This window comes from Nitrospira sp. (assembly GCA_024760545.1).
Lineage (GTDB): Bacteria > Nitrospirota > Nitrospiria > Nitrospirales > Nitrospiraceae > Nitrospira_D.
This window is the reverse complement of the sequence record CP060501.1, coordinates 383,583-407,003: the sequence shown is the minus strand read 5'-3', so window position 1 is coordinate 407,003 and position 23,421 is coordinate 383,583. Positions and strand designations below refer to the sequence as shown.

Below are 23,421 nucleotides of genomic sequence, written 5' to 3'. Positions count from 1 at the left end.
CTGACGAATACGATTCGTACCTACCGCTCTCTTGACGGGCTCATCGCGCAAGCGTGGGCCCACAGCTACCGCCACTGAACCAGGCGCATTACCATTCAGCTCCCCACCGATCGATGATAATCTGGTGAATCACTGCATATTTGCCGAGCGTTGAGAGATAGACCGCCGCTTCCGCGACGTCGAATGGATCGATCTTTTCGCTGCACTCGATGTCCTCAGGAGACGCGTTCACCAACTCGTCCGCCACGGCCCCGGGACAGATGGCGCTGACTTTGATGTGGTGGGCACGACCTTCGTCGGCCAATGATTTGGTGAGCGCCATGATCCCATGTTTTGAAGCGCTGTAGGTCCCCGTGCCTTCCCACGCTTGCACTCCGGCCACACTCGACATGTTGATAATGACACCGCCGCCCTGCTGCTTCATGTGGCGGAAGCCCGCTCGACAGCAAAAAAATGTGCCTCGTAGGTTGACGTTCATGACCATATCGAATGCCTGGGTACTCGTCTCAGCTAAGCGACTCCCCCCTCCGATACCGGCATTGTTGACGAGAATATCGATCCGGCCGTAACGGGTCACCGTGTCGGCCATCAATCGCTCGACCTGTTGCTCATCGGCCACATCAGTCTGGATCGGCCATGCTTCCCCACCCTGCTTCCGGATGTGCGAAACGGTCTGCTCACACAATGAGAACCGTCTTGCGGCGACGACCACCTTTGCTCCCTCCTGACCGAACCGCAGGGCAATCGCCTTTCCAATTCCGCTGCTACTCCCCGTGACGATGGCGACTTTGTTCTTGAGTCGTGGCATGGATGACACTGTTAAGATCCAGTGGAATCGGCCGTGACCGCCGCTGTCATGGAAACACACGGATACATCATGGGGAGCCTCGCCATACTGACGAGCCATCGACGTCTGAGTCTTTTGACACATTGCATGTGCAGATACATGTGCGTCAACGAGTCTGGCCTGATTTAGGGCACATCCGGCTAGGATCGGGAATGAACCCGTTTCGGTTCGGCATGTCGATTCTTGGAAGATTGCGGGCGTCGAGGATCGAATCCTCACCGACAATCCCGTTTTGGTGCAGGAGCCAGGCGACGAGCGCATAGAGTTCATCAGGAGTCAGTGATTGCGGCGCGGTGAACGGCATCGCACGACGGAGATAGTCGTAGACCGTTGTCGCATAGGGCCAATAGCTGCCGATGGTCTTGCGGGGCTTGGCGGTCTGCAAACTTCCGTGGCCACCGACCAACGTATCATGTGGTCCCTCTCTTCCCGTCGGACCGTGGCAACCGGCGCATTTCATCGCATAGATCTGCGCTCCCTGTTTGACTGAGCCCTGTCCCGGGGGCAAGCCTTGTCCGTCCGGCGAAATATCGATATTCCATGGCTGGATGTCCTTGTCCGTCGCGGAGCGACCCAATCCAAGCGGCGCCTCTTCTTGGTCAGCCGACCAGACCGCCGGTGTGATTAAGAACGCGAAACCCATGAAGACGGCAGAAAAGACCGGCAGAGATTTATGCATAGACGTTCTTCACTGCCCCGCTCCGTTCGACCTTCCAGCTCTGAATTCCGTTGTAATGGTAGCTCGACTGGATTCCACGGACCTTGATGAGCGATTCGCGGGTGGGCTGATGATATCCCGTGTCGTCGGTACAGCGACTCTGAATAATGGTCTCTTGACCGTCCCATCTCCATGGCAGACGAAAGCGGGTATGACACTTGGGTAACACCGGTTCTTGTAGTCGTGCCGCTCGCCAGGTCCTACCTGCGTCAACACTGACCTCGACTGTCGTGATGCATCCTCGCCCGCTCCAGGCCAGTCCCTGGATTTCGTGGAAGCCCGGGTGAAGTTGTTGCTGTCCGGAAGGTTTCGTGATCACGGACTTCGCGTCCATAAAGAGGGTGAATTGATAGGCTTTCCCATCCGGCATCAGATCCGTGTATTTCGCCGTCTCCCATCTCGTCATGAATGGGGCCGTTGCCAGCTTCAATCGTCTTAGCCATTTCACGTTAATGTTGCCCTCGAAGCCGGGCAAGAGCAACCGCAGGGGATATCCCTGTTCCGGCCTCAAGGCTTCGCCGTTCTGGCCATAGCAGACAATCGCTTCGTTCAGGACATCGTCTGTGAGCGGCACACTGCGCGCCAATGCAGCCGCATCGCCCCCCTCAGCCAACATCCAAGTTGCTTCCGGCTGCGCGCGCGCCGCTTCCAGCAATGTAACGAGTTTGACACCGGTCCATTCGCTGGTGCTGGTGAGACCATGCAGGGCCTGCGCGGTTGCATCTTGCGCCTCGTCCCACCCGTCCCGACTGTTTCCCGAACATTCCACGAAGGCTATGCGCGACGCGGACGGGAAGCGCATGAACTCCTCCATGGTGAAGATCATGGGACGATCCACCAGACCATGTATCAGCAAACGATGGCGGGCCGGGTCGATCGCGGGTACACCGTTATGGTGCCGTTCAAAGTGGAGGGAGGAAGGGGTGATGATTCCTTGCAAGTCTTGGAGCGGAGTGGTCGATGAGGTAGCGGTGATCGATCGTGTCTGTCTTTCGAAAGGCGAACGCTCCCCATAGGGGCGAGGTACGACTCCCGGCACGCGCATGGGATCGATCGCTTCACTTCGCTCGTCAGCTTGGGCGCCGGATAGCGACGACGACGCGTTGATCGCCAGGAACGACGCGCCACCGACCAGCAGCTGACGCCGTGTCAACGATGAAGAAGTCGGTGCGTGATGCGATGTCTCGTTGTCACCCCGCGCTTCCTTGCCCATCAAGGATGGCTCCGCTGTCCGTCCAGGTTCCAACGGCTCTGCCGGATCGTTATACGCTTATAGCTTCTCAGATGCCAACCGGAGACCGATCTCATCGAGATGCTTGAGGAGATCGGCTGGGTCCTGATACACGCGGTACGCACCAGCCCGCTCCAGCTCATCTTCGCCATATCCTCCCGACAGAAGGCCCACCGACAACGCAGACGCGCGTCGCGCGGCCAATAAATCCCAGACGCTGTCACCCACAATGATACACCGACTCATCGGTACATGCAGCCGCTCCCCTGCCGTAAGAAAAAGATCGGGATCGGGTTTCGCGAACCGGACATCGTCTCTCGTGATCACCGGCACATCATCGGAAAGATTCAGGAGGCGAAGGGCGTGGCGAGCGTTCTCGAGGCGGCCGCTCGTGGCTATGGCATGCGGAACTCGATGGCGGGTCAGCGTTGCGAGGAGATCATGCGTTCCGGGCAAGACACGAAGGGACGCGGCTTGCCTGGCAAAAGCTTCCCGGTGAACCAGCTGGATCTGCTGCGCGTCCTCTTGTGAGACAGGCCGGCCGGTTTCACGGAGCAAGGCATGGAGCATCAGCCCGCCGCTCATCCCGATCTGGCGATGGATGCGCCATACGGGTAATTCGATCCCGACTGCCTGTGTGGCTTCTCTCCAGGCCAACACGTGCTGATACACACTGTCCACCAGCGTTCCATCGAGGTCGAACAGGAACGCCAACACATCGGAATCAGAGCGGGCGGTCACGATGCTCAACGTTCCAACTTGGCATCCATCGTGATGGTTGTATTGAGCAGCCGAGAAATTGGACAGCCGGCCTTGGCTGCTTGCGTGGCTTTGTTCCAGGCCGCTTCATCGGCCTTGGGTACTTTGCCTTTCACGTTCAGATGCACGCCGGTCACGGTCCATCCTGCCTCCGTCTTATCGAACGTGACGGTAGCCGTCGTTTCCACTTTATCCGGAGCCAAGCCGGCCTCGCCTAGCTGAGCCGAGAGCGCCATGGAAAAACACCCGGCATGAGCGGCGGCCACGAGTTCTTCGGGATTCGTGCCTTTCCCGTTCTCGAACCGTGTGGAAAATGAGTACTGGGTGTGTGACAGGACCCCGCTCTCCGTGGAAACGGTGCCCTTGCCGGTCTTCAAATCACCTTGCCATACTGCAGATCCTGCTCGTTTCATATAATTCTCCCTGAGTTAATGATTGTAGTCAGTGGGCATGAAGATCCACCTCAACTTTAACCGACTGCGTCTCCACAGTGATAAAAAATTGTTCAGCATTCTGAGTCTGGGGCATCATCCGAATCAACTAGGGTTATCCCGAGAATCCACAGACCAGCTTTACTAGTCTTTTGTACCTCTAAACCAACTATCCTGTTTGACAATGATCGCATGTAAGGGCTGTGGCCGTTCGATGAAGCCGTAATCAAAAACATAACCAAACCTTATCAAGCGCCGTTTGACTTCCCCTCCTCGTCTCCCTAGAATCCCGCCATGGCTTCATCCTTCGTGCATCTTCACCTCCACACCCAGTTCAGCCTCCTCGACGGTGCAAATCAGATCGAACCGCTGGTCCGGCAAATCAAGTCCTTCAATCAGCCGGCGGTCGCGATGACCGACCATGGGAATATGTTTGGCGCGGTCGAGTTTTATCGTAAGGCGAAAGAGGTAGGGGTCAAGCCCATCATCGGGTGTGAAGCGTACATGGCGTTGGGCAGTCGACATGCCAAGAAAGACAGCGGACTCGCCCATAATGACTATTACCACTTGATTCTGTTAGCGAGAAACCTCACCGGCTACCAAAACCTCATCAAGCTTGTCAGTAAAGGATATCTTGAAGGATTCTATTATAAACCACGAATAGATAAGGAACTATTAAAGCTTCATCACGATGGGATCATCGCCCTTTCCGGCTGCCTGAGTGGAGAGATTCCGTATTTGATCGGCCAGAAAGATATGGATGGCGCGATGGCGGTGGCCGGCGAATTTCAAGAGATATTCGGGAAAGATCACTTCTACCTTGAGGTGCAGGCTAACGGGCTTGATCACCAGCGGGTGGCCAATAGCGGCCTCATTGAGATCCATAAAAAGCTTGGAATCCCTCTGGCCGGTACGAACGATTGTCACTATCTGAAGAAGGAAGACTCGCGTCCCCACGAGCTCATGTTGTGTCTGCAGACCGGGAAGACAGTCAGCGACCCGAACCGGATGAAATTCGACACCGACGAGTTGTACGTCAAGTCGACAGAAGAAATCGCGCCGGCCTTCGCGGAATTCCCCGATGCAGTGACTAACACCTGCCGCATCGCTGAGTATTGCGATCTCGACCTTCCGCTGAACAAGACCTATCTCCCACAATATCGCATCCCGGAAGGATTCAAGGATCGTGAGTCGTATCTGGAATATCTCGCGGTGGCGGGGTTGAAAGAGCGGCTCAAGGAGCGGCCCAGCAATAAACCGTCCGCGCTCTACGAACAGCGGCTGCGAGAAGAGCTGATGGTCATCTGCTCGATGGGGTTTGCCGGCTATTTCCTCATTGTTTGGGACATCATTCGCTTTGCCCGATCCCAGGGCATCCCAGTGGGACCTGGCCGCGGTTCAGCCGCCGGCAGTCTCGTCGCATATGCCTTGCGCATAACCGATCTCGATCCACTGGTTTATACCCTATTGTTCGAGCGTTTCTTGAATCCTGAGCGTGTCTCTCTTCCCGATATCGATATGGATTTCTGCATGGATCGCCGCGGGGAAGTGATCAACTATGTGGTAGAGAAATATGGTACCGACCATGTCGCCCAGATCATAACCTTTGGGACCCTTGGAGCCAAGGCCGCGATCCGCGACGTGGGGCGCGTGTTGGAAATGGCGTACGCCGATGCGGATAAAGTTGCCAAGCTCGTTCCCACTCAATTGAACATCACACTCCAGCAAGCCATGGAGACCGAGCCTCGCTTACGCGAGCTGGTGGAGACGGATCCCAAGGTCAAAGAGCTGATGGCCAACGCGCAGGCGCTCGAGGGGCTCGCCCGTCACGCCTCGACCCATGCTGCGGGCGTCGTGATCTCCGAAGGACCGCTCACCGACCATGTGCCCCTCTACAAGGGCGCCAATGACGAAATTGTGACTCAATACTCGATGGGAGACGTCGAGAAAATCGGATTGGTCAAATTCGACTTTCTCGGGCTCAAGACTCTCACGATGATTCGACGGGCCGAAACCCTGATCAACGAAACTCATCCCACCGCGCCACCGCTGGTGATCGATCAAGTGCCGTTTGATGACGCGGCCACATTCGCGCTGCTGAGTTCCGGGAAAACAACGGGATTATTCCAGTTGGAAAGCTCCGGCATGCGAGACCTCCTCACGGGATTGAAGCCGGACCGGTTCGAAGACATCATCGCCATTATTGCGTTGTATCGCCCAGGACCGATGGATCTGATTCCCGACTTCATCAAGCGAAAACAGGGCAAGGTAACGATTGCCTACGAGGTTCCGGAATTGGAACCCATCCTCAAGGACACTTATGGGGTGATCGTCTACCAGGAACAGGTCATGGCGATCGCCAACAAGGTGGCCGGCTTCTCGCTGGGCCAAGCCGATATTCTCCGTCGCGCGATGGGAAAGAAGAAGCCCGAGGAAATGGAGAAGTTGCGCGTCAAGTTTATCGAAGGGGCAAAGCAGAAGAAGATTCCCGAGAAAAAAGCGGAGAAACTTTATGAGTTGATCCAAAAATTCGCCGGGTACGGATTCAATAAATCGCATGCGGCGGCTTATGCGGTCGTCTGCTACCACACCGCCTATCTTAAATCCCACTACCCGACCGAATTTATGGCAGCTCTCATGACGACCGACATGGGCAACCAAGACAAGGTCGTCGGCTATTTTACGGAGTGCCGGGACCTCGGGATCAAAGTGCTCGGGCCGGATGTGAACGCCAGCCAAAAACACTTCGCCGTCGCGGAAGGGGCAATCCGGTTCGGCCTGGCGGCCATCAAGAACGTCGGTGAGGGAGCTGTCGAATCGGTATTGGACGTACGTTCTCAGGCCGGCCCTTTCGGATCGTTCTTTGATTTCTGCCGGCGGGTCGATCTGCACAAAGTGAACAAGCGAATGCTGGAAGGATTGATCAAAACCGGCGCCTTCGATTCTACCGGCGCCAAGCGGTCGCAACTCATGGCTGTGCTCGATCAAGCCATTGAGGAGGGCTCAGCCGCTCAACGGGAACGCGACCTCGGGCAAATCAGCATCTTCGGCGAAGAACTCAACGGGCAGAGCGCCTCGATAACCTCGCTGACACCGCCGCTGCCGTCGCTTCCGGAATGGGATCAGGCTCAGCGATTGAAGTATGAGCGGGAACTGACCGGGTTTTATATTTCCGCCCATCCTCTCACCCGCTACGAAGCGACGTTGGGTGCACTCTCCACCGCAACGACGGTTGGTTTAAAAGATTGCGCCGACGGCGCCGAGGTGAAGCTCTGCGGCATCATCGCGTCGGTGAAATCGATGCTCACCAAAAAGGGCGACCGGATGGCCTATCTCACCGTGGAAGATTTGCAGGGGACCGCCGAAGTGATCGTCTTTCCGGACTTGCTCAGGACTGCCGGTGATCTGATCGCGGCGGAGCGGATCGTCCGCGTCACCGGCACGATCGATCGCGGCGACAAGGGCACTAAGATTCGCGGCAGCAAGATTGAGCCGTTGACCGAGGTGCAGACGCAGCTCATTAAACGGGTCCGTATTCGGCTCACGGATCAGCCTGAGATGCGAGAGCAGCTGCCTCGCTTGCTTAGCGTCCTTCGACGGCATCCCGGCAGCACCACTATTTCGATGTTGTTTCAAACCGATGGAACGTTGGAGGCGGAAACGGCCCCCCTTCCCAACCTCACCGTTTCCGCGAGCGACCACTTTGTGTCTGATGTTGAAGAAGTGCTAGGCAAAGGGGCCCTATCTTTGCTATCTTAGAGGGTCTGCTCGGCTGATTCGTTGCGGTTGATTACCATACAGGTGAAGCAGCGGTCTATGCGAGATTACCTCGAATTTGAAAAGCCGATCCGAGAGATCGAAGAGAAGATCGAAAAACTCTCCGCCGCTGCGACCAGCGGCAAATCCGCTTCCCAGAATGATATTCGGAAGCTTCGCACGAAACTCGCCCAAGTCGAGCACGAACTCTACAAGAATCTGACTCCCTGGCAACGAACTCAGCTGGCCCGCCATCCCCAACGCCCAAGCACCCTGGACTATATCAATGAGCTGACGAGAGACTTCCTCGAGCTGCACGGGGATCGCCTGTTTGGGGATGATCGGGCCATTGTAGGAGGGTTTGCCCGATTCAACGACCGTCCCGTGATGATTATCGGTCATCAAAAAGGGAAAACGCTCAAGGAACGGATGCAGCGGAACTTCGGCATGCCCAACCCGGAGGGGTATCGGAAGGCCCTCCGCCTCATGAGGATGGCCGAGAAATTCAACCGCCCGATCATCACTTTTATCGATACGCCTGGCGCCTATCCTGGCATCGGCGCCGAGGAACGAGGACAAGCGGAAGCCATAGCCCGCAATCTGTTCGTCATGTCTCGACTGACTGTCCCGATTATCTCCATCATCATCGGTGAAGGCGGAAGCGGAGGAGCGTTAGCGCTCGGCGTAGCGGACCGCGTTCTCATGCTTGAGCATTCGATCTATTCGGTCATTTCACCGGAAGGGTGTGCGGCGATCCTCTGGGATAGCCCGGAAAAAGTCCCCGACGCCGCTGCCGCACTGAAAATGACCGCGAACGATCTTTTTGAACTCGGTGTGATCGACAATATTGTCCCCGAACCGCTGGGTGGCGCCCATCGCGAGCCGAGAGCCGTGTATGATCTCGTCGGAAAAGCGTTGACCAACCAACTGTTCGAGCTGCTCGAACTCGCCCCCCCGCAACTCCTGACGCAGCGCGAACACAAATACCGCAAGATGGGGGCCGTCACCGGCCTTCTCCCGGTTCAAACATAATCCGCCTCAGCCCGTTGTTTTGCTCTTAAGCAGCCCGGACTCGGTAAATCGTCGTTCGATCGCGGCAAGGATGTGTCCCGCTAACATCGGCCGAAACGGATCGAGTTCTCCCGCTTCCAGATATCGATTCACGGTCCGCGGTAATTTCCTCCACCAAGCAAGAGCCGAGATTCGAGCCTGCTCGGCGGCGGATGATTCCACGCTGAGGATCCGTCGAATTTCTTGCTCAAAAAATCCCACGTGAACGATCTCATCTTCGAGAATCGAGGCAAGATCCGGGCGCAGCGGCAGAAGCAGTCGCGCAAATTCCATCCCAAGCGACTCATATCCATAGATCTGAACAGCCAGGGCCGGCCATTGTCGGGGGACCGACGGAAGACGTTCCCGTTCACGAGGCTGGCGGCCGACCATCGTTTCGAATTGCTCCAGATGGTGCTGCTCATCCTCTTCATGTTTTCGCAGAAAGGCATAGACGTTCGGCGGAACGTCTTGCAGTCGAGCCGACCGCACCGTCCAAAGCGCCATAGCCTCGGCTTTGAGAAACCGTTCCAACAAAGCCGTTTCACATTCCGGTGGGAGCCGAATGGACGTAGTCACATCGGGCGACATGGTCGTTTATGGTACGAAAAAGCGACCGCATTGTCCAAGCTCCCCTCAAGGAAACGGCCGAGAGGGTTGACGGACCTCTCTCATCTGTGTACATCCTAGCCGTATTGCCAGGCTCGATGATTTTTGAGAGACTACGCAAATCCACTCAGCGGACCAACTGGAAGCCCATGTATGAGGATTTCAGTTTGGCTAACCATGAGGCAATCCCCATGACACATCCCACCGTCACCGTATCTGTGGTCCTCCAACGGGTTGGTCTTTGTTTGCTCGCAGCAGTACTCCTGATGGAGACCGGCTGTGTCAGTCGGCGCATCTATGAACGGACGAAGGCCGAGACTGCGGAGCACACACAAGCCTTTGAATCGGTGCGAGAGGACGTCAAGGCACTGGATCAGCAGATTGCCGAATTGCATGCCGCCAACCACCGCGAGGATGCAGCCGTAAGCGACTTGCGGATGGCTATTCAGCAGGAAGAAGATCAGCTGCCCATCATGAGGCAGCGGTCCGAAGAGAGGCTGTCGTCCCTCAAGGTACAGGTCGCGACATTGATGAATCAGAGTTGGCATCTCGCTCGAAAAATAGCAGACATGAGGCAAGAGCGTGCCTCGTTACAAACCTTGGTAGCTCAATACAAGGAAGAAATGGAGGCAACTCCATCTCCTTTGCTGGCTGCCGCCGACCTGAACCAACCGGCAATGGCTCCAGCCACCGTCACGGATGCCTCCGTATCTTCCGCTCCGCTCGGTGAAAGTGAACTCACGCAGATCGCACAAGCCGCTCCGGCTGCTTCGGGTCTTACTCCTGCCAAGCCGGCGGTATCTTCATCTCCGGTTAATCTTGAGCCCCCTACGACAACCACCTCGTGGATCGGCGTAATCGCCAACTGGTTTTCTATGATCTGGAATTGGCTGTTTGGTTAGCTTGCGCGTTCTTGAAAGAACACGTATTTCCTCAACTGCTCTGCGAAGTTCTTGCTGTGCTCCACTCGGCCGCTGCAGAGCCGACGAGACGCCCGGTGGCCAGACATCCCGTGAGCAGATAGCCCCCGGTCGGTGCTTCCCAGTCCAGCATTTCTCCCGCGCAAAATACTCCGGGGAATGAACGAAGCATCAAGCTCGTATCCAGAGCGTCAAAAGAGACGCCACCGGCCGTGCTGATCGCCTCTTCCAGCGGTCGAGGCGCGAGACATCTCACCGGCAAGGATTTGATCGCCGCAGCCAAGCGAATGGGATCGGCCAACACTTCTTTCGGCACAACCTCGCGCAGAAGCCCCGCCTTGACACCGGCGATCCCGGCATGACGGGCGAGATGCGTTGCGATCGTGCGTTTGCCCCGAGGTCTTGAAAGCTCCTCGGTGAGGCGCTCCAGCGAGCGGTCCGGTGCCAGGTCAAGCCACACAGTGGCTGTTCCTGCTGTTGCGATCATGTCGCGGACGGCAGCTGAGATCATATAGATAAGACCGCCCTCCACTCCGTTTTCTGTAATGAGAAACTCGCCCATTCGATGAATCACGGTGTCATCCGCGACTTTCACAACGACGCCGACCGTCTTCACCGGATGTCCGGCAAACCGCGCACGAAAATGGTCGGTCCACTGGACATCAAATCCGCAATTGGCCGGCTTCAGCGGTGTAATGGGTACTGCTCGTTCGGATAAGATCCGCACCCAGGACCCATCGGAGCCGAATGTCGGCCAACTTCCTCCGCCTAACGCGAGCACCACCGCATCGGCGTCGACATGAACGGATCCTTGTGGAGCGATGAAAAGCAGCGCTCCTTCTTGACTCCATCCACACCATCGATGTCGAACAAAAAACCGAACGCCTGCCTGCTTCAATCGACGCAGCCAAGCGCGCAAAAGCGGAGCCGCTTTCAAATCAGTCGGAAAAATACGTCCGGAAGTGCCGACGAATGTTTCGACCCCTAAGTGACGAGCCCACGCTCGTACCGCATCAGGGGGGAACAATACAATGGCACGTTCGATGTCGGGACGATGAGAGCCATAGCGCGAGAGAAACGGCTCGATCGATTCAGAATGCGTAAGATTCAGGCCTCCCTTTCCTGCCAACAGGAATTTTCTCCCGATCGACGGCATGGCATCATAGAGCTGCACCCTTGCGCCTGCTGCGACCGCCGCTTCTGCCGCCATGATCCCGGCGGGCCCGCCGCCGATTATCACAACCGTTCCCATCAACATCCTCACGGTCCGTGACGAGATGTACTCACTTGAGTACACATACTACAACCCAGAAATATTTTGACGCCATCCATCGTCGTATGAATCTCACTACGTTTGTACAATCTGCGTTGAGAAATATTTCTTCGACTTGTAACAATTTCAGACAATTCGCGCGCTGTCCTTCAGGTCCGCTTCTTGCCAATATTCGAAGCCTGAGACAGCGATGGCCATCGCTCTTACACACTCTTTATCCTTCCGTCTGGCCATGTATTGTTGGCACAGCACAGAAGTCAGGAGGAAACACGATGCGCGTTCGAGCGACATGTTGTATTGCACTCGGTCTCGCCGGCTTATTGTCCAGCAATGCAGACCAAGCCATGGCAGCCGAGGACATATCAAAAAGAAATAACTTGCATGTGACGAGACCTACCGCTCCCCGCAACCCGGATGATTCATTCAGCCGCATGTTTTCCGGGTTGCTGCCCTTTGCACCACCGACCGATGAAGCCAGAAACCAGGCTAAAAAGCTTGGTGAGAAGGGAGGGGTTCTCGATGCGAAGGATCTTCTGACCGATCCGATCCAGTCGATTCTCAATCCTGCTGTCCACAGTCCCAACAATCCAGATAATACGAGCATGACAGCCGGTGTCACGTTTTTCGGTCAATTCTTGGACCATGATCTTACACTGGCTTTAAAAGCGCCGATACTTGAGCAAACCAATCCGAGACGAACGACGAATTTTCGTACCGCTGAGTTCGATCTCGACAGCGTATACGGAAACGGACCGGACAGATCGCCCGAACTGTATGACATCAGCACCAGAGACATCAAATTCAAGGTCGACGTTCTTCCCGGGTCGGCGCTCGTGTCTCGAAAGGGCGCGGAGCGATACGATCTCCCACGCGATTCGAACAACAGCGCCATCATCGCGGACAGTCGAAATGATGAGAATATCATCCTCAGTCAATTTCATTTGGCCATGTTGAAATTCCACAATGCCGTGACCGATCACGTCCGGAAGGATCCGGCATTCACCAACCGTTCGGCCAAGGATGTCTTCAACGAGGCGCAGCGTCAAGTGTGCTGGCATTACCAATGGATCATCGTGAACGAGTTCTTGCCGCTGACGATCGGGCAAGACCGCGTCAATGAGATTCTGCGGAACGGTCCACGTTTTTACAATGTCACCGATCGAAGTCAGGACGGTTTGTTCCGCAATGCAATTCGTGAACCGTTGATTCCGGTGGAGTTTGCCGTGGCGGCATACCGGTTCGGCCATTCACAAGTGAGGCCGAGTTATCGGATAAACTTCGGCCCCGATGGTGGTTCTCCGGTCTTTATGTTTATCTTCGACGATGCACAAGATCCGAATGATCCCGATCCCGACGATATGCGGGGCGGCAAGCGGGCGGCGCGACGATTCGTCGACTGGCAGACGTTCTTTGATTTCAAGGACGGGAACGTGCGCAACAACAAGGAGATTGACAGCAAGCTGTCATCTCCTTTGATGCACCTGCTCGGATCGCGCGGACCGGCGCCCGGCATGCCGGATGACGGCATCCAGTCGCTGGCGTCACGTAATCTCATGCGGCATGTCAATTTCGGTATTCCTTCTGGGCAAGCCATTGCGCGTGTGATGAACGTTCGGGTCCTCACTCAGGCGCAGCTTGCAGAACTGGCCCCCTATGGCATGGAGAAGAGTACGCCGCTCTGGTATTACATCTTGAAGGAGGCGGAAGTCTTCGAGAGCGGAAAGCGGCTGGGACCCGTTGGAAGCCGCATTGTCGGCGAAGTGTTCATCGGCTTATTACAAGCTGATAAAGATTCCTATCTGTCCGTGAACCGGAACTGGAAACCGACTCTGCCGTCTGCGACACGTGGAGACTTCGAGATCACGGATCTTTTGAAGTTTGCCGGCGTCGTTCCTCCGCTCAACTAGATCTCACCCTGCCCGTGTTGAGGGGTACCTTGATCAGAAGGTACCCCTCGCAGGGCATCAGGCCCGACGGTCATCGCTCGCCGGGGCCTACGATCACGATGAACCGCGGCCACTATTTTCTCTGCCCTCAACGTGACATTTGATTTCGTCTTGCGTTGCACTACTCCGGTAGTCTATCGGCGTTTACGTCGGAGCAATGCTGACTGCTTCAACAAGTAGCTCCGGAGCACGACGGCTTGGTTGTGCCGCTCATCCTTGGCGGAATAGAGCAACGTGACGGAGCCAGCCTTTACCTGCTTCTTGATCGTGGCGAAAAGTGAGGTCTTCTTTTTCAATTCAGTGAGGTAGCGGCGGCGGAATTCTGTCCATTTAGCGGGATCGTGGTTGAACCATTGGCGTAGAGCTGTGGAGGGACCGATATCAGGCAGCCAGAGATCAAGCTTTGCTTTAGCTTTGGAAACCCCTCGTGGCCACAGTCTATCGACTAGAACGCGGAATCCGTCGGTCTCGGCCACCGGCTCGTAGACACGTTTGATCAGGATTCTCATGGCCGGCGGGCACGCACCCTGTTAGAGGCCGACGGTTTCGATTTGTCCGACTTCCTCCGGCAGCAGGGTGAACCGATCCGATAGCAGATCTTCCTTCATATGCTGGGCGCTCGTGGTGCCGGTCAAAGGCAGCATGCCGATCTGCATCGCAAACCGGAAAATGAGCTGAGCGAGTGTGACCTCATACCGTGCCGCCATGGCTCGAATTTCTTGATCGGCAAACACTTCGCGATTCGCGGTCAGAAGTGAGAAGCCTTGATAAATAATGCGGTGTGTCCGGCAAATTTCCCGCACCTCTTTGTCCCAGCCGAAGGCGGCGTAACACCGGTTTTGGACCACCATCGGTTTGTGCTTGGCCTTCATGCAGAGCAAGGTCAGCTGATCGGCCGACACGTTGCTGATTCCGATCATCTTCGTCTTCTCCGACTCATAGAGCGATTCGATCGCCGTCCAAACTTCCCAATCCTCAGTTCCCAAGCCGCGCCGGGAATAAGGCCCATGGAGCACGTACGAATCGAGATAGTCTGTATGGAGATGCGCCAGGGAACTGGCAAAGGACTGCTGCACCTGCGTTGTGATGGTCGCTCGCGCATCGTATGGAAGACGATGATCCTGGCCGTTGATCGGGGTGAACTTAGTCTGGAGAAACAGCCGTTCGCGGGGCATCCCGTTCTTAGCCAATTTCAGCAGTGCCTCCCCGACCCGCGCTTCATCGTAGTGGACCAGCTGGTTGGCCGTATCGATAGCCGTAAATCCGGCATCCACCGCTTGCAACACCAGTTCGGTCGTCGCCTCTTTCTTCCACGCCGTCCCGTACATGAAGGAAGGAACGGAAACTTGATTGTAAGTCATCATAGTCCTCATATGGCCGCCTTTAATTTTCTCCTTTCATAGCCGATTGCCGCGTTCATGTCCACTTCGTAGGCACGATGATGACAGCCCGCGCGCCATCGTAACGATCTTTGCTTGGCTAGAAATATATCAACCAGGGTTTCGCCGAGTGAATAGGCTTCAATTGTTGTCGTTAAAATGTGTACGGGCGACACACCATTCAACATCTTTAGGCGTGGGGCACCATTGACTATGAAAACACAGAATTCCTCATCGGGACAGAATCATTCAGCCTGGTTATTGAGTGACAGCGCGCGCGCCTTTCCTTCACTGACCGGGTCCGTTCACACAGATGTCTGTATCGTCGGCGGTGGCATGGCCGGAATTAGCGTGGCCTACATGCTCGCTCGGGAAGGCGTGTCGGTCGTCGTGCTGGAGGATGGCGAACTCGGAAGCGGAGAAACCGGACGGACGACTGCGCATTTGGCCAATGCGATCGACGATCGCTACACCCATATCGAGCGCCTCCATGGCGAAAAGGGATCTCAGTTGACAGCGGCGAGCCATACCGCCGCTATCCGGCGGATCGAGCAAACGATTCAGGACGAGAAGATCGACTGCGATTGGTCGCGGGTGCCAGGGTATCTCGTTCTCTCGCCGGGTCAGGAACTTCAAGTTCTTCATGAGGAAATGGCGGCCGCTCACCGGGCTGGACTCACCGACGTCACCTTGCTGGACACGACGCCGGTGGCCTCATGGGGTCGCCCGTGCCTCCGGTTTCCGGAGCAAGGGCAGCTTCACCCATTGAAATACCTTCTCGGGCTCGCCGACGGCGTCACGAAACGCAGGGGCCGTATCTATACGCAGACTCATGCCTCCACGATCGAGGGAGGAGCGATCGTGCGAGTGCGGACCACTTCGGGAGGCGTCGTCACGGCAACTGCTCTCATTGTGGCGACGAATACACCGGTGAACGATTGGGTCACGATGCACACGAAACAGGCCGCCTACCGGTCTTATGTCGTCGGATTTCGCGTTCCTCGTCACAGCATCCCCAATGGACTCTATTGGGATACGGAGGATCCGTATCATTATGTTCGGCTTCAACCATTCGACCAACACGATGATCTCCTTCTTGTGGGGGGCGAAGACCATAAGACCGGCCAGGCCGATGACGCCGTCAATCGATATGCACGCCTGGTCGCATGGACGCACACATGGTTTCCACAAGCCGGGTCCTCCATGTATACCTGGTCGGGACAGATCATGGAGTCAATGGATGGCCTCGCATTCATCGGCCGAAATCCCGGCGATCATCCCAATGTCTATATCGTCACGGGCGACTCCGGTATGGGCATGACGCACGGCACGATCGCGGGCATCCTGTTGACCGACTTGATTCGTGGCCGGAAGAACCCGTGGGCTGACTTGTACGATCCGGCCCGAGTGCGGATTTCTGCGGGGATGGAATTTGCCCGCGAGAACGTCAATGTCGGCGCACAATTTACGGATTGGGTGACGCCGGGTGGAGTGGGCTCAATTCATGAGATTCGACCAGGGCAAGGCGCGATTGTCCGCAGTGGATTGAGCAAACTGGCCGTCTATCGGGATAAGGAGGGGCAGGTCCATCAGCGATCAGCGGTGTGTCCACATCTCGGATGTCTCGTCCGATGGAATGAAAATGAAACGACATGGGACTGCCCCTGTCATGGGTCACGATTCGACTGCTATGGAACCGTCATCAACGGGCCTGCGAATACGGACCTCGCTCCCGTTGAGCCTTCTTAATGACTGTCACCGTCTCGGCCCCATCTGTGTTCAATTCCTTCCCCCACCCGTCTTCCTACGACCGCATAGAATTGCTAGACTGCGCCCGCCTTACCGGAACGCTGATTGGATGTGTGGCCAGTCACACGTATCGATGATCGAAGTTGACGGAGATCGTGCGCTTCGAATTTGTTGGTGAAGGGAGCCTCCGATGATCCATCTCAGACTCTTTACGTCGTATGTCCTGACCCTGTTTATCGGTGCCTCGGCCATCGCCACCGCATCGGAACCTTCAGACCCTGAGTCGGCGATCCGCCGCATGGTGCGCGCCAACGCCGAAAAAGATCTGCCGACGCTTTCACGGCTGATGGCGCACGATGGCGACATCATCAGTTATGGGGTCGCCGGCCGTAAATATATCGGTTGGACGGAGCTCGAGGAGGGCATGCGAGAGGAATTCCTCAACGCCCAGAAACTCGAGATTCCGATTCGTGAGCTCACAGTATGGACAAAGGGAGACGTGGCTTGGTATGCGATGGAACTCGACTATATCCGCTATGTTGCCGATGGATCCGAACTCAAACGGACCGTGCTTCCGATGCGGGAGACAGGAGTGCTCGAACGCCGCAACGGCAACTGGCAATTGTTGTCGTGGCATGAATCGTTTCGATCCGCCCAACTCGGCGGGCCGCCCGCTTCACCGTCCGCAGCGCCTTCGCACCATCCAGCCGGCGGCTCACAAGGTTCTCCGGCACCTGACCTCAGCGGCGAATGGGAAATTCTGGAGGTCGAGGATGACAAACGCTACAAGGCGACCTTGGACAAAAATGGAAACGGACCGTACACGCAACAGGGCGGTCGTTTCACCACCACGAAGATCGCCGATCGTCTCTGGCAGGGTACGTGGCGGCAGCCTGGGAATGACCGTGAAGGCGGTTTTGAAGTCCGCCTCTCAGAGGACGGTGCTCGTGCCATCGGGATGTGGTGGTACACGCGGGTCGGTACCCAGAAAAACATTCCCCCGCGTGAGCATGGAGGGACGTATCAATGGAAACGGCTCACCCCGACGACGAGCGTCCGATGACGCCGCGGATTTCGCGCGGAGACGGGTGAATCGCAGTCGAGTCAGTCACCACCCGTTCGGTCCAGCGTGATACTCGCGAAACATTCTGTTGAGGCAGTGGCGGCTTCATAGCCGGAATTGATAGAGTGCGGCGATGGAAGCCGAAGAAGATACCACGGTCACCGAGCTTCGGCTCAGCTACCGCTATATCAAGGAGCATCCCTGGGTCGTCACGGCCGTGAACGGCTTTCTGTCCGCCTACTTCATGGAACAGCCCGGTTTTCGCGTGCAGCGCCATTTTGACGAGTTGGAATCCGGTATGCACGTTTGGATCTGCGAAGTGCCCGCCACCATGAAGATGACGACCTTGTTACGAAGGCTGCAGGCTGACATTCCTCGCTGCCGGTACAGCCAGACCCCGATACCCCCGACCGACCGCCTCCAGTATGTCGTCGATTCTCCGGATAAGAACTGACGAGCCACGCTTGTGGAGGTGCAACATTCTCCAAACCAAGTGCTCCGAGGTCATCGGTGGAGTATAATAGTCAATCATGAATCGTGTGCTGGTTCTCGGCGCCGGAAAGATCGGCTCTCTCATCGCCTGCCTCCTCAATCAACGTGGCTCCTACGAGGTCCATCTGGGAGACATCACCCTGGATGCGCCGAAGCATTTGGTCGAAGATCTCGGCTTGGAACGGGTGATTCCCTGCCTGCTCGATGTGAGACATCCCGACGCCGTCAGCACTTATCTTTCAGCGCATCGATTTGACGCCATTCTTTCCAGCCTGCCCTATTTCTGCAATCCGACTGTCGCGGGCCTGGCCTTGACTCATCATCTGCATTACTTCGACCTCACGGAAGACGTGGAAGTGACAAATCAGGTCAAGGTCTTGAGTTCAGGCGCGGACCATGCCTTCATGCCGCAATGCGGTCTCGCGCCCGGCTTTATCAGTATCGTGGCGCATGATTTGATGACCCATTTTGAAACATTGGATACGGTCAAGATGCGGGTGGGCGCCTTGCCGGTTCATCCCAGCAATGCTCTCAAATATTCGCTCACCTGGTCGACCGATGGCCTGATCAACGAATACGGGAATGTCTGTTACGGCATTGAGGAAGGCGAGAAAGTCCCGCTGCAACCGCTCGAAGGCTATGAAACGATCGAGCTGGACGGGCTGCTCTACGAGGCCTTCAACACGTCCGGAGGATTGGGAACCTTGGCCGACAGCTATGCCGGAAAAGTGCGCACGATGAACTACAAAACGCTCCGCTATCCCGGCCATTGTGAAAAAATCCACTTGCTCATGAAAGACCTCAAGCTGAACGAAGATCGCGATACGCTCAAACGCGTACTCGAGCATGCAATCCCTCAAACACTCCAAGACGTCGTGCTGATCTATGCCTCGGTGACCGGAACCAAAGACGGCGGATTTTTCGAGGAGAATTACGCGAAGAAGATCTATCCGCAATGCATCAAGGGCAAACTCTGGTCGGCCATTCAAGTGACGACGGCCTCCAGCGCCTGTTGTGTCATGGACCTTGTCTTGAGAAATCCCTCGCAGTACCATGGATTCGTCACCCAGGAATCCATCCTCTTGAAAGATTTCTTGAACAATGAATTGGGGGCCAGCTTCCGATGAGCACGATTCATCACTCTGCACTGCGGGATTTGGGCATCCAAGCGGTGAATTCCGGAGGAAGTACCGGCGGCGGCTGGTGGTCAGGTCGCAACGACGGGTCGCTCCTGCCGTCGATCAATCCGTCCACCGGCGAGCAGATTGCCGGGGTCTATCCGTGTTCGCTTGAAGACTACCAGCGGATTGTGAAGGAATCCACCGAGGCGTTCCGCGCGTGGCGGATGGTTCCCGCGCCGAAGCGCGGTGAAATGGTCCGACTGATCGGCCAAGCGTTACGCGAGAAGAAAGATCAATTGGGCACGCTCGTGTCGTTGGAAGTCGGCAAGATCAAGGCGGAGGGAGATGGGGAAGTCCAAGAAATGATCGATATGGCTGATTTTGCCGTCGGTCAATCACGGATGCTCTACGGTGTGACCATGCAGTCCGAACGGCCGGCCCACCGGATGAGCGAACAATGGCACCCGTTGGGGCCGATCGGTGTCATCACGGCGTTCAATTTTCCCGTAGCGGTGTGGGCCTGGAACGCCTTTGTGGCCGCCATTGCCGGCGATACCGTCATTTGGAAACCGTCGCCGAAAGCGCCGCTCTGCGCCGTCGCTGTCCAACAAATTTGTAACCGCGTCATGCAACAACAGGGGTATTCAGGAATTTTCTCGCTCTTCATCACCGATCAACCGGCCCTTGCGGAACAAATGGTGCAGGACGAGCGATTACCTCTCATTTCGTTTACGGGGTCGGTACCGGTCGGCCGACGAGTGGCGGCCATGGTCGGTCAGCGATTGGGCCGCACCCTCCTCGAGCTCAGCGGCAACAATGCCGTGATCGTCGATGAAACCGCCGACTTGGAGATGGCTGTGCGCGCGATCTTGTTCGGCGCCGTGGGAACAGCCGGTCAGCGTTGCACGACGACCAGACGTCTTCTTATCCATGAGTCGCGTTACGAGGAATTGGTCGGCAGGCTCGTGAAAGCGTACGCCCAAGTGCATATTGGAAATCCTCTGGAACCGGATGTGCTCATGGGTCCGCTTATCGATCACGTGGCCGTTGAAGGTTATCGGGCTGCGCTCGACGAGATCAAAAAAGAGGGCGGCGAGATTCTGTGCGGCGGACATGTCTTGAACCGGCCCGGCTACTTTGTCGAACCGACGATCGTCAAAGCGAACACCCAATGGCCTATTGTCCAGCGCGAGACCTTCGCGCCGATTCTCTACGTCATGACGTTTCACACCATCGACGAGGCCATCAAGATGCACAATGACGTTCCGCAGGGGCTCTCGTCCGCCATGTTTTCGAACGATGTGCGTCGTGGCGAGCGCTTTCTCTCGGCGTCCGGCAGCGATTGCGGAATCGCCAATATCAACATTGGAACCTCCGGAGCCGAGATCGGCGGAGCGTTCGGCGGAGAAAAGGAAACAGGCGGGGGCCGTGAAGCGGGATCGGACTCCTGGAAAGCCTATATGCGCCGTCAGACCAACACGGTGAATTGGGGAACGGAGCTGCCGCTGGCGCAAGGCATTAAGTTTGGCTCTTGAACGAGGTGCGATCATGGATCAGAGTCACGAGCTTGATCATTTGATGGAAAAGATGGTTGCGGACTATATTGAACATAACCGGGCGGCCGGCATCCTCAAATCCATGTTGGATGATTCCGGCGTGGGTTTCTCGCCGGTCATCGATCACGTCACAATTCGAACGCTGGATATCGACCGCGCAGCCGAACCTTTCGTCAAGCTTGGCTATGCGTATGACGAGACCCTGCATTACGACGATTGGTACGCGAAAGTCTACCGAAAGACCGGGTACCCTGCCCTCTTCGTAGACCAGGCCTATCCGGATGAACGAGGCAAGACCAGTATCATTCCCGGGTGGGTCCATGCATTCGGCGACAAGGTCTTTCATCATGTCGCCGTCCGTGTCGAAGATATCGACCAGGCCGTCGCTCGACTACGGCAAAAAGGCGTGGTATTTGCCGGCAATATCGTCGGTGGTTCGGGTGGGGTGCTCAGGCAAATTTTTTCAGCGCCGGAAACCGTCGGCGGGAAGCCGTTTTCCGTCTTAGAACTCGCCGAACGGCACCGAGGATACCAAGGATTCCTGCCGCCTCAGGCCGACAGTCTCATGAAATCTTCCGCCGGTCGTTAGAGCGAGGCTGTTAGGTTTTGCTGTGCGTAGTTCCCTCCTGTAAATCACATTCACGCGCAACCATCGTTCTCACAGCCAGGAACCGGCGTATCCCCAACGCGAGACATGCGATAGCGGCTGCTATAGCCAATCCCCCCAAGGCCTGGAGGTATGGATGATTCAACCACCACATGGCCGGCACACCGACGATGACAAACCCCAATGCCGTCCTGATGTAGGCCAGCAACGTACGTTCATTGGCCAACTCCGTCCTGTGGCGGGCTAATTGATTTCGGACGTCGCTCTCCACGTAAGTCCCTCTGCTACTTCCCTTCTAACACATCCTTTGCCTCCTTGCTTTTTGGTGGAAGCTGATCGCCGAACAGGACATGGTCGTCTTTGTTCTGCAGAAGTAAGGTGGTAGTCAGCAAACACCCGGCTGCATCTCAGGTTTGCCTGTCGATCACTTGCGCGGCAACAAGAAACATCGGCAGGCCAAGGAACAATTGGCGTCGATATACTTCCCTGTTTCTCCGACTCTACTGGCTAATTGCAGGAACCACCGAAGGTGGCCTGTCTATCCGGTGTCCATCTGCCGCCGGCCATCGTACATCCAGTGTCTGTCGTTTGGCTTGAGAGTGCAGCTTGGGCCATTGCCTGTTCGGCTTCGATGCGATCGAACTCCTTGGCCATCCGTCTGATATAGGCGGTCCGTTCGCCGCTGTTGTGAAACACTGCCCTCACTGGATCGGCTGGGCAGCGAAGGCCGCCGATGGCATTCCGTTCTTGCTGATCGCGAAAGCCGATGCAATTGCTGTAATCTCTCAGCCACTTGGCCCAATAGGCGCCTTTAGGATGGCCGAGCTTATCGGATTTCTTGAACCATTCGATCGCGATTGCGCGGTTTTGTGGCACGGACATCCCGAACTCGTACATGCGGCCCACTGAGAAGGCAGAGTCCTTGAATTTCTCAGCCCCTTTGAAGTACAGGCGGAACGCCTCGGCCCAATCTTCTGGAACGCCCTTTCCAAGTTCATACAGAAGTCCCAGTGTTTTTTGCCCGATAGGGTTACCTTGATCGGCGGACTTGCGATACCAGGCTGCGGCTTGGCGCTCGTCTTTGGGAACACCATCTCCAAACTCGTACAGTTGTCCTATGGCCAATTGACAATCGTCGTTTCCCATGTCCGCGCATTGGCGATAAAACTTGGCCGCCTTCTCGAACTGCTTCTGTTTGTACAAACGATAGGCTTCCGCCTTGAGCGTCATACCGGGTCTTATGTCGTTGCGATCCTGCTCGCGCTTCTGAATAAAGGCAGGAGCTGCCTTGTCACCCATCTCGACCGCCTTCTTCAAGAGCTCGTTCGATTTCGCCTCATCATGTGGAACGCCCGTACCGAGATGGTACAGATTGGCCAGACGCCTCGCCGCGGCAGCATTGCCGTTATCGACTCCCTTCTGATACCACTTGGCCGCAGTCGCCGCATCTTCCCTTACGCCGGTCCCTTGCTCATAAAGCATTCCCAGCACAAGCGGTGCCCGCATGTGACCGGCATTGGCAGCCTGTTCCAACCAGGGAATCGCGTTGCGATGTTCCCTCGACACATATAACTTGATCGCTCCCGCACAGAACATCGACTGCACATTGCCCGACTTGGCTTTGGCGATATGCCCTGTGAGTGCGATGCCGGCTGGGGCTTTATGGAGGCATTCTGTATCGAGAAAACTGTCGGCAGAAAGAGATCGTTCGGCAAAAACTCCGATGAGCACGGTTGCGAGCAGCAGTTCCCCTGAGACTCTCACTACCCGTGGCCACAGGCAGGATGCGCGGCGCATTGAGACACGCGATCTCCTGTACGGGGTCATGGGACCTCCCAAGAAGGAATGGGCCGTTAGGCTACTGCTGACATTATGTGGTGTCAATCCAGCGCCCACCCCCTCCATTCATGGTTG

At 56.3% G+C, this 23,421-nt stretch carries 21 protein-coding genes; 10 read left to right on the top strand and 11 right to left on the bottom strand.

Annotation, left to right across the window (positions count from 1 at the left end; all coding sequences use genetic code 11):
• Positions 1 to 88: 88 nt before the first annotated feature.
• The 5 genes from H8K03_01910 to H8K03_01890 all read right to left on the bottom strand — a co-directional run bounded on the left by H8K03_01910 (position 89) and on the right by H8K03_01890 (position 3,968).
• Positions 89 to 808, bottom strand: coding sequence for an SDR family oxidoreductase (locus tag H8K03_01910; GenBank protein ID UVT20701.1), 720 nt, complete (start codon positions 806 to 808; stop codon positions 89 to 91).
• A 145-nt stretch (positions 809 to 953) separates the two neighbouring features.
• Positions 954 to 1,490 carry a cytochrome c gene (locus H8K03_01905; protein UVT22347.1) on the bottom strand — a complete coding sequence of 179 codons (537 nt, stop codon included), beginning with the start codon at positions 1,488 to 1,490 and terminating at the stop codon, positions 954 to 956.
• Positions 1,491 to 1,518: 28 nt separating this feature from the next.
• Entirely contained in the window at positions 1,519 to 2,778 is a 1,260-nt protein-coding gene (soxC, locus tag H8K03_01900) for a sulfite dehydrogenase (protein UVT20700.1), read from the bottom strand.
• A 57-nt stretch (positions 2,779 to 2,835) separates the two neighbouring features.
• A complete protein-coding gene (locus tag H8K03_01895) occupies positions 2,836 to 3,537 on the bottom strand; it encodes an HAD family hydrolase (GenBank protein UVT20699.1) in 702 nt (233 codons plus the stop codon).
• 5 nt (positions 3,538 to 3,542) lie between these two features.
• On the bottom strand, positions 3,543 to 3,968 hold the full coding sequence (locus tag H8K03_01890) for an OsmC family protein (GenBank protein ID UVT20698.1): 426 nt from the start codon (positions 3,966 to 3,968) through the stop codon (positions 3,543 to 3,545).
• A 312-nt stretch (positions 3,969 to 4,280) separates the two neighbouring features.
• On the opposite strand from H8K03_01890, the gene H8K03_01885 reads away from it, so the two are divergent.
• On the top strand, positions 4,281 to 7,745 hold the full coding sequence (locus H8K03_01885) for a DNA polymerase III subunit alpha (GenBank protein UVT20697.1): 3,465 nt from the start codon (positions 4,281 to 4,283) through the stop codon (positions 7,743 to 7,745).
• Positions 7,746 to 7,802: 57 nt separating this feature from the next.
• The gene (locus H8K03_01880) at positions 7,803 to 8,774 is read left to right on the top strand and encodes an acetyl-CoA carboxylase carboxyltransferase subunit alpha (GenBank protein UVT20696.1); all 972 of its coding nucleotides are present in this window, start codon (positions 7,803 to 7,805) and stop codon (positions 8,772 to 8,774) included.
• A gap of 6 nt (positions 8,775 to 8,780) precedes the next feature.
• On the opposite strand, the gene H8K03_01875 is transcribed toward H8K03_01880, so the two are convergent.
• Complete coding sequence (locus H8K03_01875) at positions 8,781 to 9,371, bottom strand: hypothetical protein (GenBank protein UVT20695.1); 591 nt, start codon at positions 9,369 to 9,371, stop codon at positions 8,781 to 8,783.
• A gap of 221 nt (positions 9,372 to 9,592) precedes the next feature.
• Here H8K03_01875 and H8K03_01870 point away from each other — a divergent pair, with 221 nt between their 5' ends.
• Positions 9,593 to 10,303, top strand: a complete 711-nt coding sequence (locus tag H8K03_01870; GenBank protein ID UVT20694.1) for a hypothetical protein — start codon at positions 9,593 to 9,595, stop codon at positions 10,301 to 10,303.
• Between the two features lie 31 nt (positions 10,304 to 10,334).
• Here H8K03_01870 and H8K03_01865 read toward each other — a convergent pair whose 3' ends face one another.
• On the bottom strand, positions 10,335 to 11,579 hold the full coding sequence (locus H8K03_01865) for a TIGR03862 family flavoprotein (protein UVT20693.1): 1,245 nt from the start codon (positions 11,577 to 11,579) through the stop codon (positions 10,335 to 10,337).
• Between the two features lie 287 nt (positions 11,580 to 11,866).
• Here H8K03_01865 and H8K03_01860 point away from each other — a divergent pair, with 287 nt between their 5' ends.
• Positions 11,867 to 13,501 carry a peroxidase gene (locus H8K03_01860; protein UVT20692.1) on the top strand — a complete coding sequence of 545 codons (1,635 nt, stop codon included), beginning with the start codon at positions 11,867 to 11,869 and terminating at the stop codon, positions 13,499 to 13,501.
• Positions 13,502 to 13,674: 173 nt separating this feature from the next.
• Here the strand turns inward: H8K03_01860 and H8K03_01855 are convergent, their stop codons facing one another.
• A complete protein-coding gene (locus H8K03_01855) occupies positions 13,675 to 14,049 on the bottom strand; it encodes a DUF488 domain-containing protein (protein UVT20691.1) in 375 nt (124 codons plus the stop codon).
• A gap of 21 nt (positions 14,050 to 14,070) precedes the next feature.
• Positions 14,071 to 14,904, bottom strand: coding sequence for an aldo/keto reductase (locus tag H8K03_01850; protein ID UVT20690.1), 834 nt, complete (start codon positions 14,902 to 14,904; stop codon positions 14,071 to 14,073).
• A gap of 228 nt (positions 14,905 to 15,132) precedes the next feature.
• Here H8K03_01850 and H8K03_01845 point away from each other — a divergent pair, with 228 nt between their 5' ends.
• The 6 genes from H8K03_01845 (at position 15,133) to H8K03_01820 (ending at position 21,489) form a co-directional block, all read left to right on the top strand.
• Positions 15,133 to 16,668: an FAD-dependent oxidoreductase gene (locus tag H8K03_01845; protein UVT20689.1), complete on the top strand. Its 1,536-nt coding sequence runs from the start codon at positions 15,133 to 15,135 to the stop codon at positions 16,666 to 16,668.
• A gap of 190 nt (positions 16,669 to 16,858) precedes the next feature.
• The gene (locus H8K03_01840) at positions 16,859 to 17,731 is read left to right on the top strand and encodes a nuclear transport factor 2 family protein (protein UVT20688.1); all 873 of its coding nucleotides are present in this window, start codon (positions 16,859 to 16,861) and stop codon (positions 17,729 to 17,731) included.
• 133 nt (positions 17,732 to 17,864) lie between these two features.
• Positions 17,865 to 18,185, top strand: coding sequence for a hypothetical protein (locus H8K03_01835; protein UVT20687.1), 321 nt, complete (start codon positions 17,865 to 17,867; stop codon positions 18,183 to 18,185).
• A 76-nt stretch (positions 18,186 to 18,261) separates the two neighbouring features.
• Entirely contained in the window at positions 18,262 to 19,350 is a 1,089-nt protein-coding gene (locus H8K03_01830; GenBank protein UVT20686.1) for a saccharopine dehydrogenase NADP-binding domain-containing protein, read from the top strand.
• Positions 19,347 to 20,879 carry an aldehyde dehydrogenase family protein gene (locus tag H8K03_01825; protein ID UVT20685.1) on the top strand — a complete coding sequence of 511 codons (1,533 nt, stop codon included), beginning with the start codon at positions 19,347 to 19,349 and terminating at the stop codon, positions 20,877 to 20,879. The genes H8K03_01830 and H8K03_01825 overlap by 4 nt, the downstream gene beginning before the upstream one ends.
• Positions 20,880 to 20,892: 13 nt before the next feature.
• Positions 20,893 to 21,489, top strand: coding sequence for a VOC family protein (locus H8K03_01820; protein ID UVT20684.1), 597 nt, complete (start codon positions 20,893 to 20,895; stop codon positions 21,487 to 21,489).
• 10 nt (positions 21,490 to 21,499) lie between these two features.
• Here H8K03_01820 and H8K03_01815 read toward each other — a convergent pair whose 3' ends face one another.
• Positions 21,500 to 21,733, bottom strand: a complete 234-nt coding sequence (locus tag H8K03_01815; GenBank protein ID UVT20683.1) for a DUF202 domain-containing protein — start codon at positions 21,731 to 21,733, stop codon at positions 21,500 to 21,502.
• Between the two features lie 281 nt (positions 21,734 to 22,014).
• Complete coding sequence (locus tag H8K03_01810) at positions 22,015 to 23,304, bottom strand: sel1 repeat family protein (GenBank protein UVT20682.1); 1,290 nt, start codon at positions 23,302 to 23,304, stop codon at positions 22,015 to 22,017.
• Positions 23,305 to 23,421 lie beyond the last annotated feature (117 nt).

Bases quoted from the DNA above. Each gene is read 5' to 3' on its own strand.
- H8K03_01845 (UVT20689.1), top strand. From the start codon at position 15,133: ATGAAAACACAGAATTCCTCATCGGGACAGAATCATTCAGCCTGGTTA.
- H8K03_01910 (UVT20701.1), bottom strand. From the start codon at position 808: ATGCCACGACTCAAGAACAAAGTCGCCATCGTCACGGGGAGTAGCAGC.
- H8K03_01840 (UVT20688.1), top strand. From the start codon at position 16,859: ATGATCCATCTCAGACTCTTTACGTCGTATGTCCTGACCCTGTTTATC.
- H8K03_01830 (UVT20686.1), top strand. From the start codon at position 18,262: ATGAATCGTGTGCTGGTTCTCGGCGCCGGAAAGATCGGCTCTCTCATC.
- H8K03_01870 (UVT20694.1), top strand. From the start codon at position 9,593: ATGACACATCCCACCGTCACCGTATCTGTGGTCCTCCAACGGGTTGGT.
- soxC (UVT20700.1), bottom strand. From the start codon at position 2,778: ATGGGCAAGGAAGCGCGGGGTGACAACGAGACATCGCATCACGCACCG.
- H8K03_01905 (UVT22347.1), bottom strand. From the start codon at position 1,490: ATGGGTTTCGCGTTCTTAATCACACCGGCGGTCTGGTCGGCTGACCAA.
- H8K03_01810 (UVT20682.1), bottom strand. From the start codon at position 23,304: ATGCGCCGCGCATCCTGCCTGTGGCCACGGGTAGTGAGAGTCTCAGGG.
- H8K03_01835 (UVT20687.1), top strand. From the start codon at position 17,865: ATGGAAGCCGAAGAAGATACCACGGTCACCGAGCTTCGGCTCAGCTAC.
- H8K03_01850 (UVT20690.1), bottom strand. From the start codon at position 14,904: ATGATGACTTACAATCAAGTTTCCGTTCCTTCCTTCATGTACGGGACG.
- H8K03_01890 (UVT20698.1), bottom strand. From the start codon at position 3,968: ATGAAACGAGCAGGATCTGCAGTATGGCAAGGTGATTTGAAGACCGGC.
- H8K03_01880 (UVT20696.1), top strand. From the start codon at position 7,803: ATGCGAGATTACCTCGAATTTGAAAAGCCGATCCGAGAGATCGAAGAG.
- H8K03_01865 (UVT20693.1), bottom strand. From the start codon at position 11,579: ATGTTGATGGGAACGGTTGTGATAATCGGCGGCGGGCCCGCCGGGATC.
- H8K03_01825 (UVT20685.1), top strand. From the start codon at position 19,347: ATGAGCACGATTCATCACTCTGCACTGCGGGATTTGGGCATCCAAGCG.
- H8K03_01885 (UVT20697.1), top strand. From the start codon at position 4,281: ATGGCTTCATCCTTCGTGCATCTTCACCTCCACACCCAGTTCAGCCTC.
- H8K03_01820 (UVT20684.1), top strand. From the start codon at position 20,893: ATGGATCAGAGTCACGAGCTTGATCATTTGATGGAAAAGATGGTTGCG.
- H8K03_01860 (UVT20692.1), top strand. From the start codon at position 11,867: ATGCGCGTTCGAGCGACATGTTGTATTGCACTCGGTCTCGCCGGCTTA.
- H8K03_01855 (UVT20691.1), bottom strand. From the start codon at position 14,049: ATGAGAATCCTGATCAAACGTGTCTACGAGCCGGTGGCCGAGACCGAC.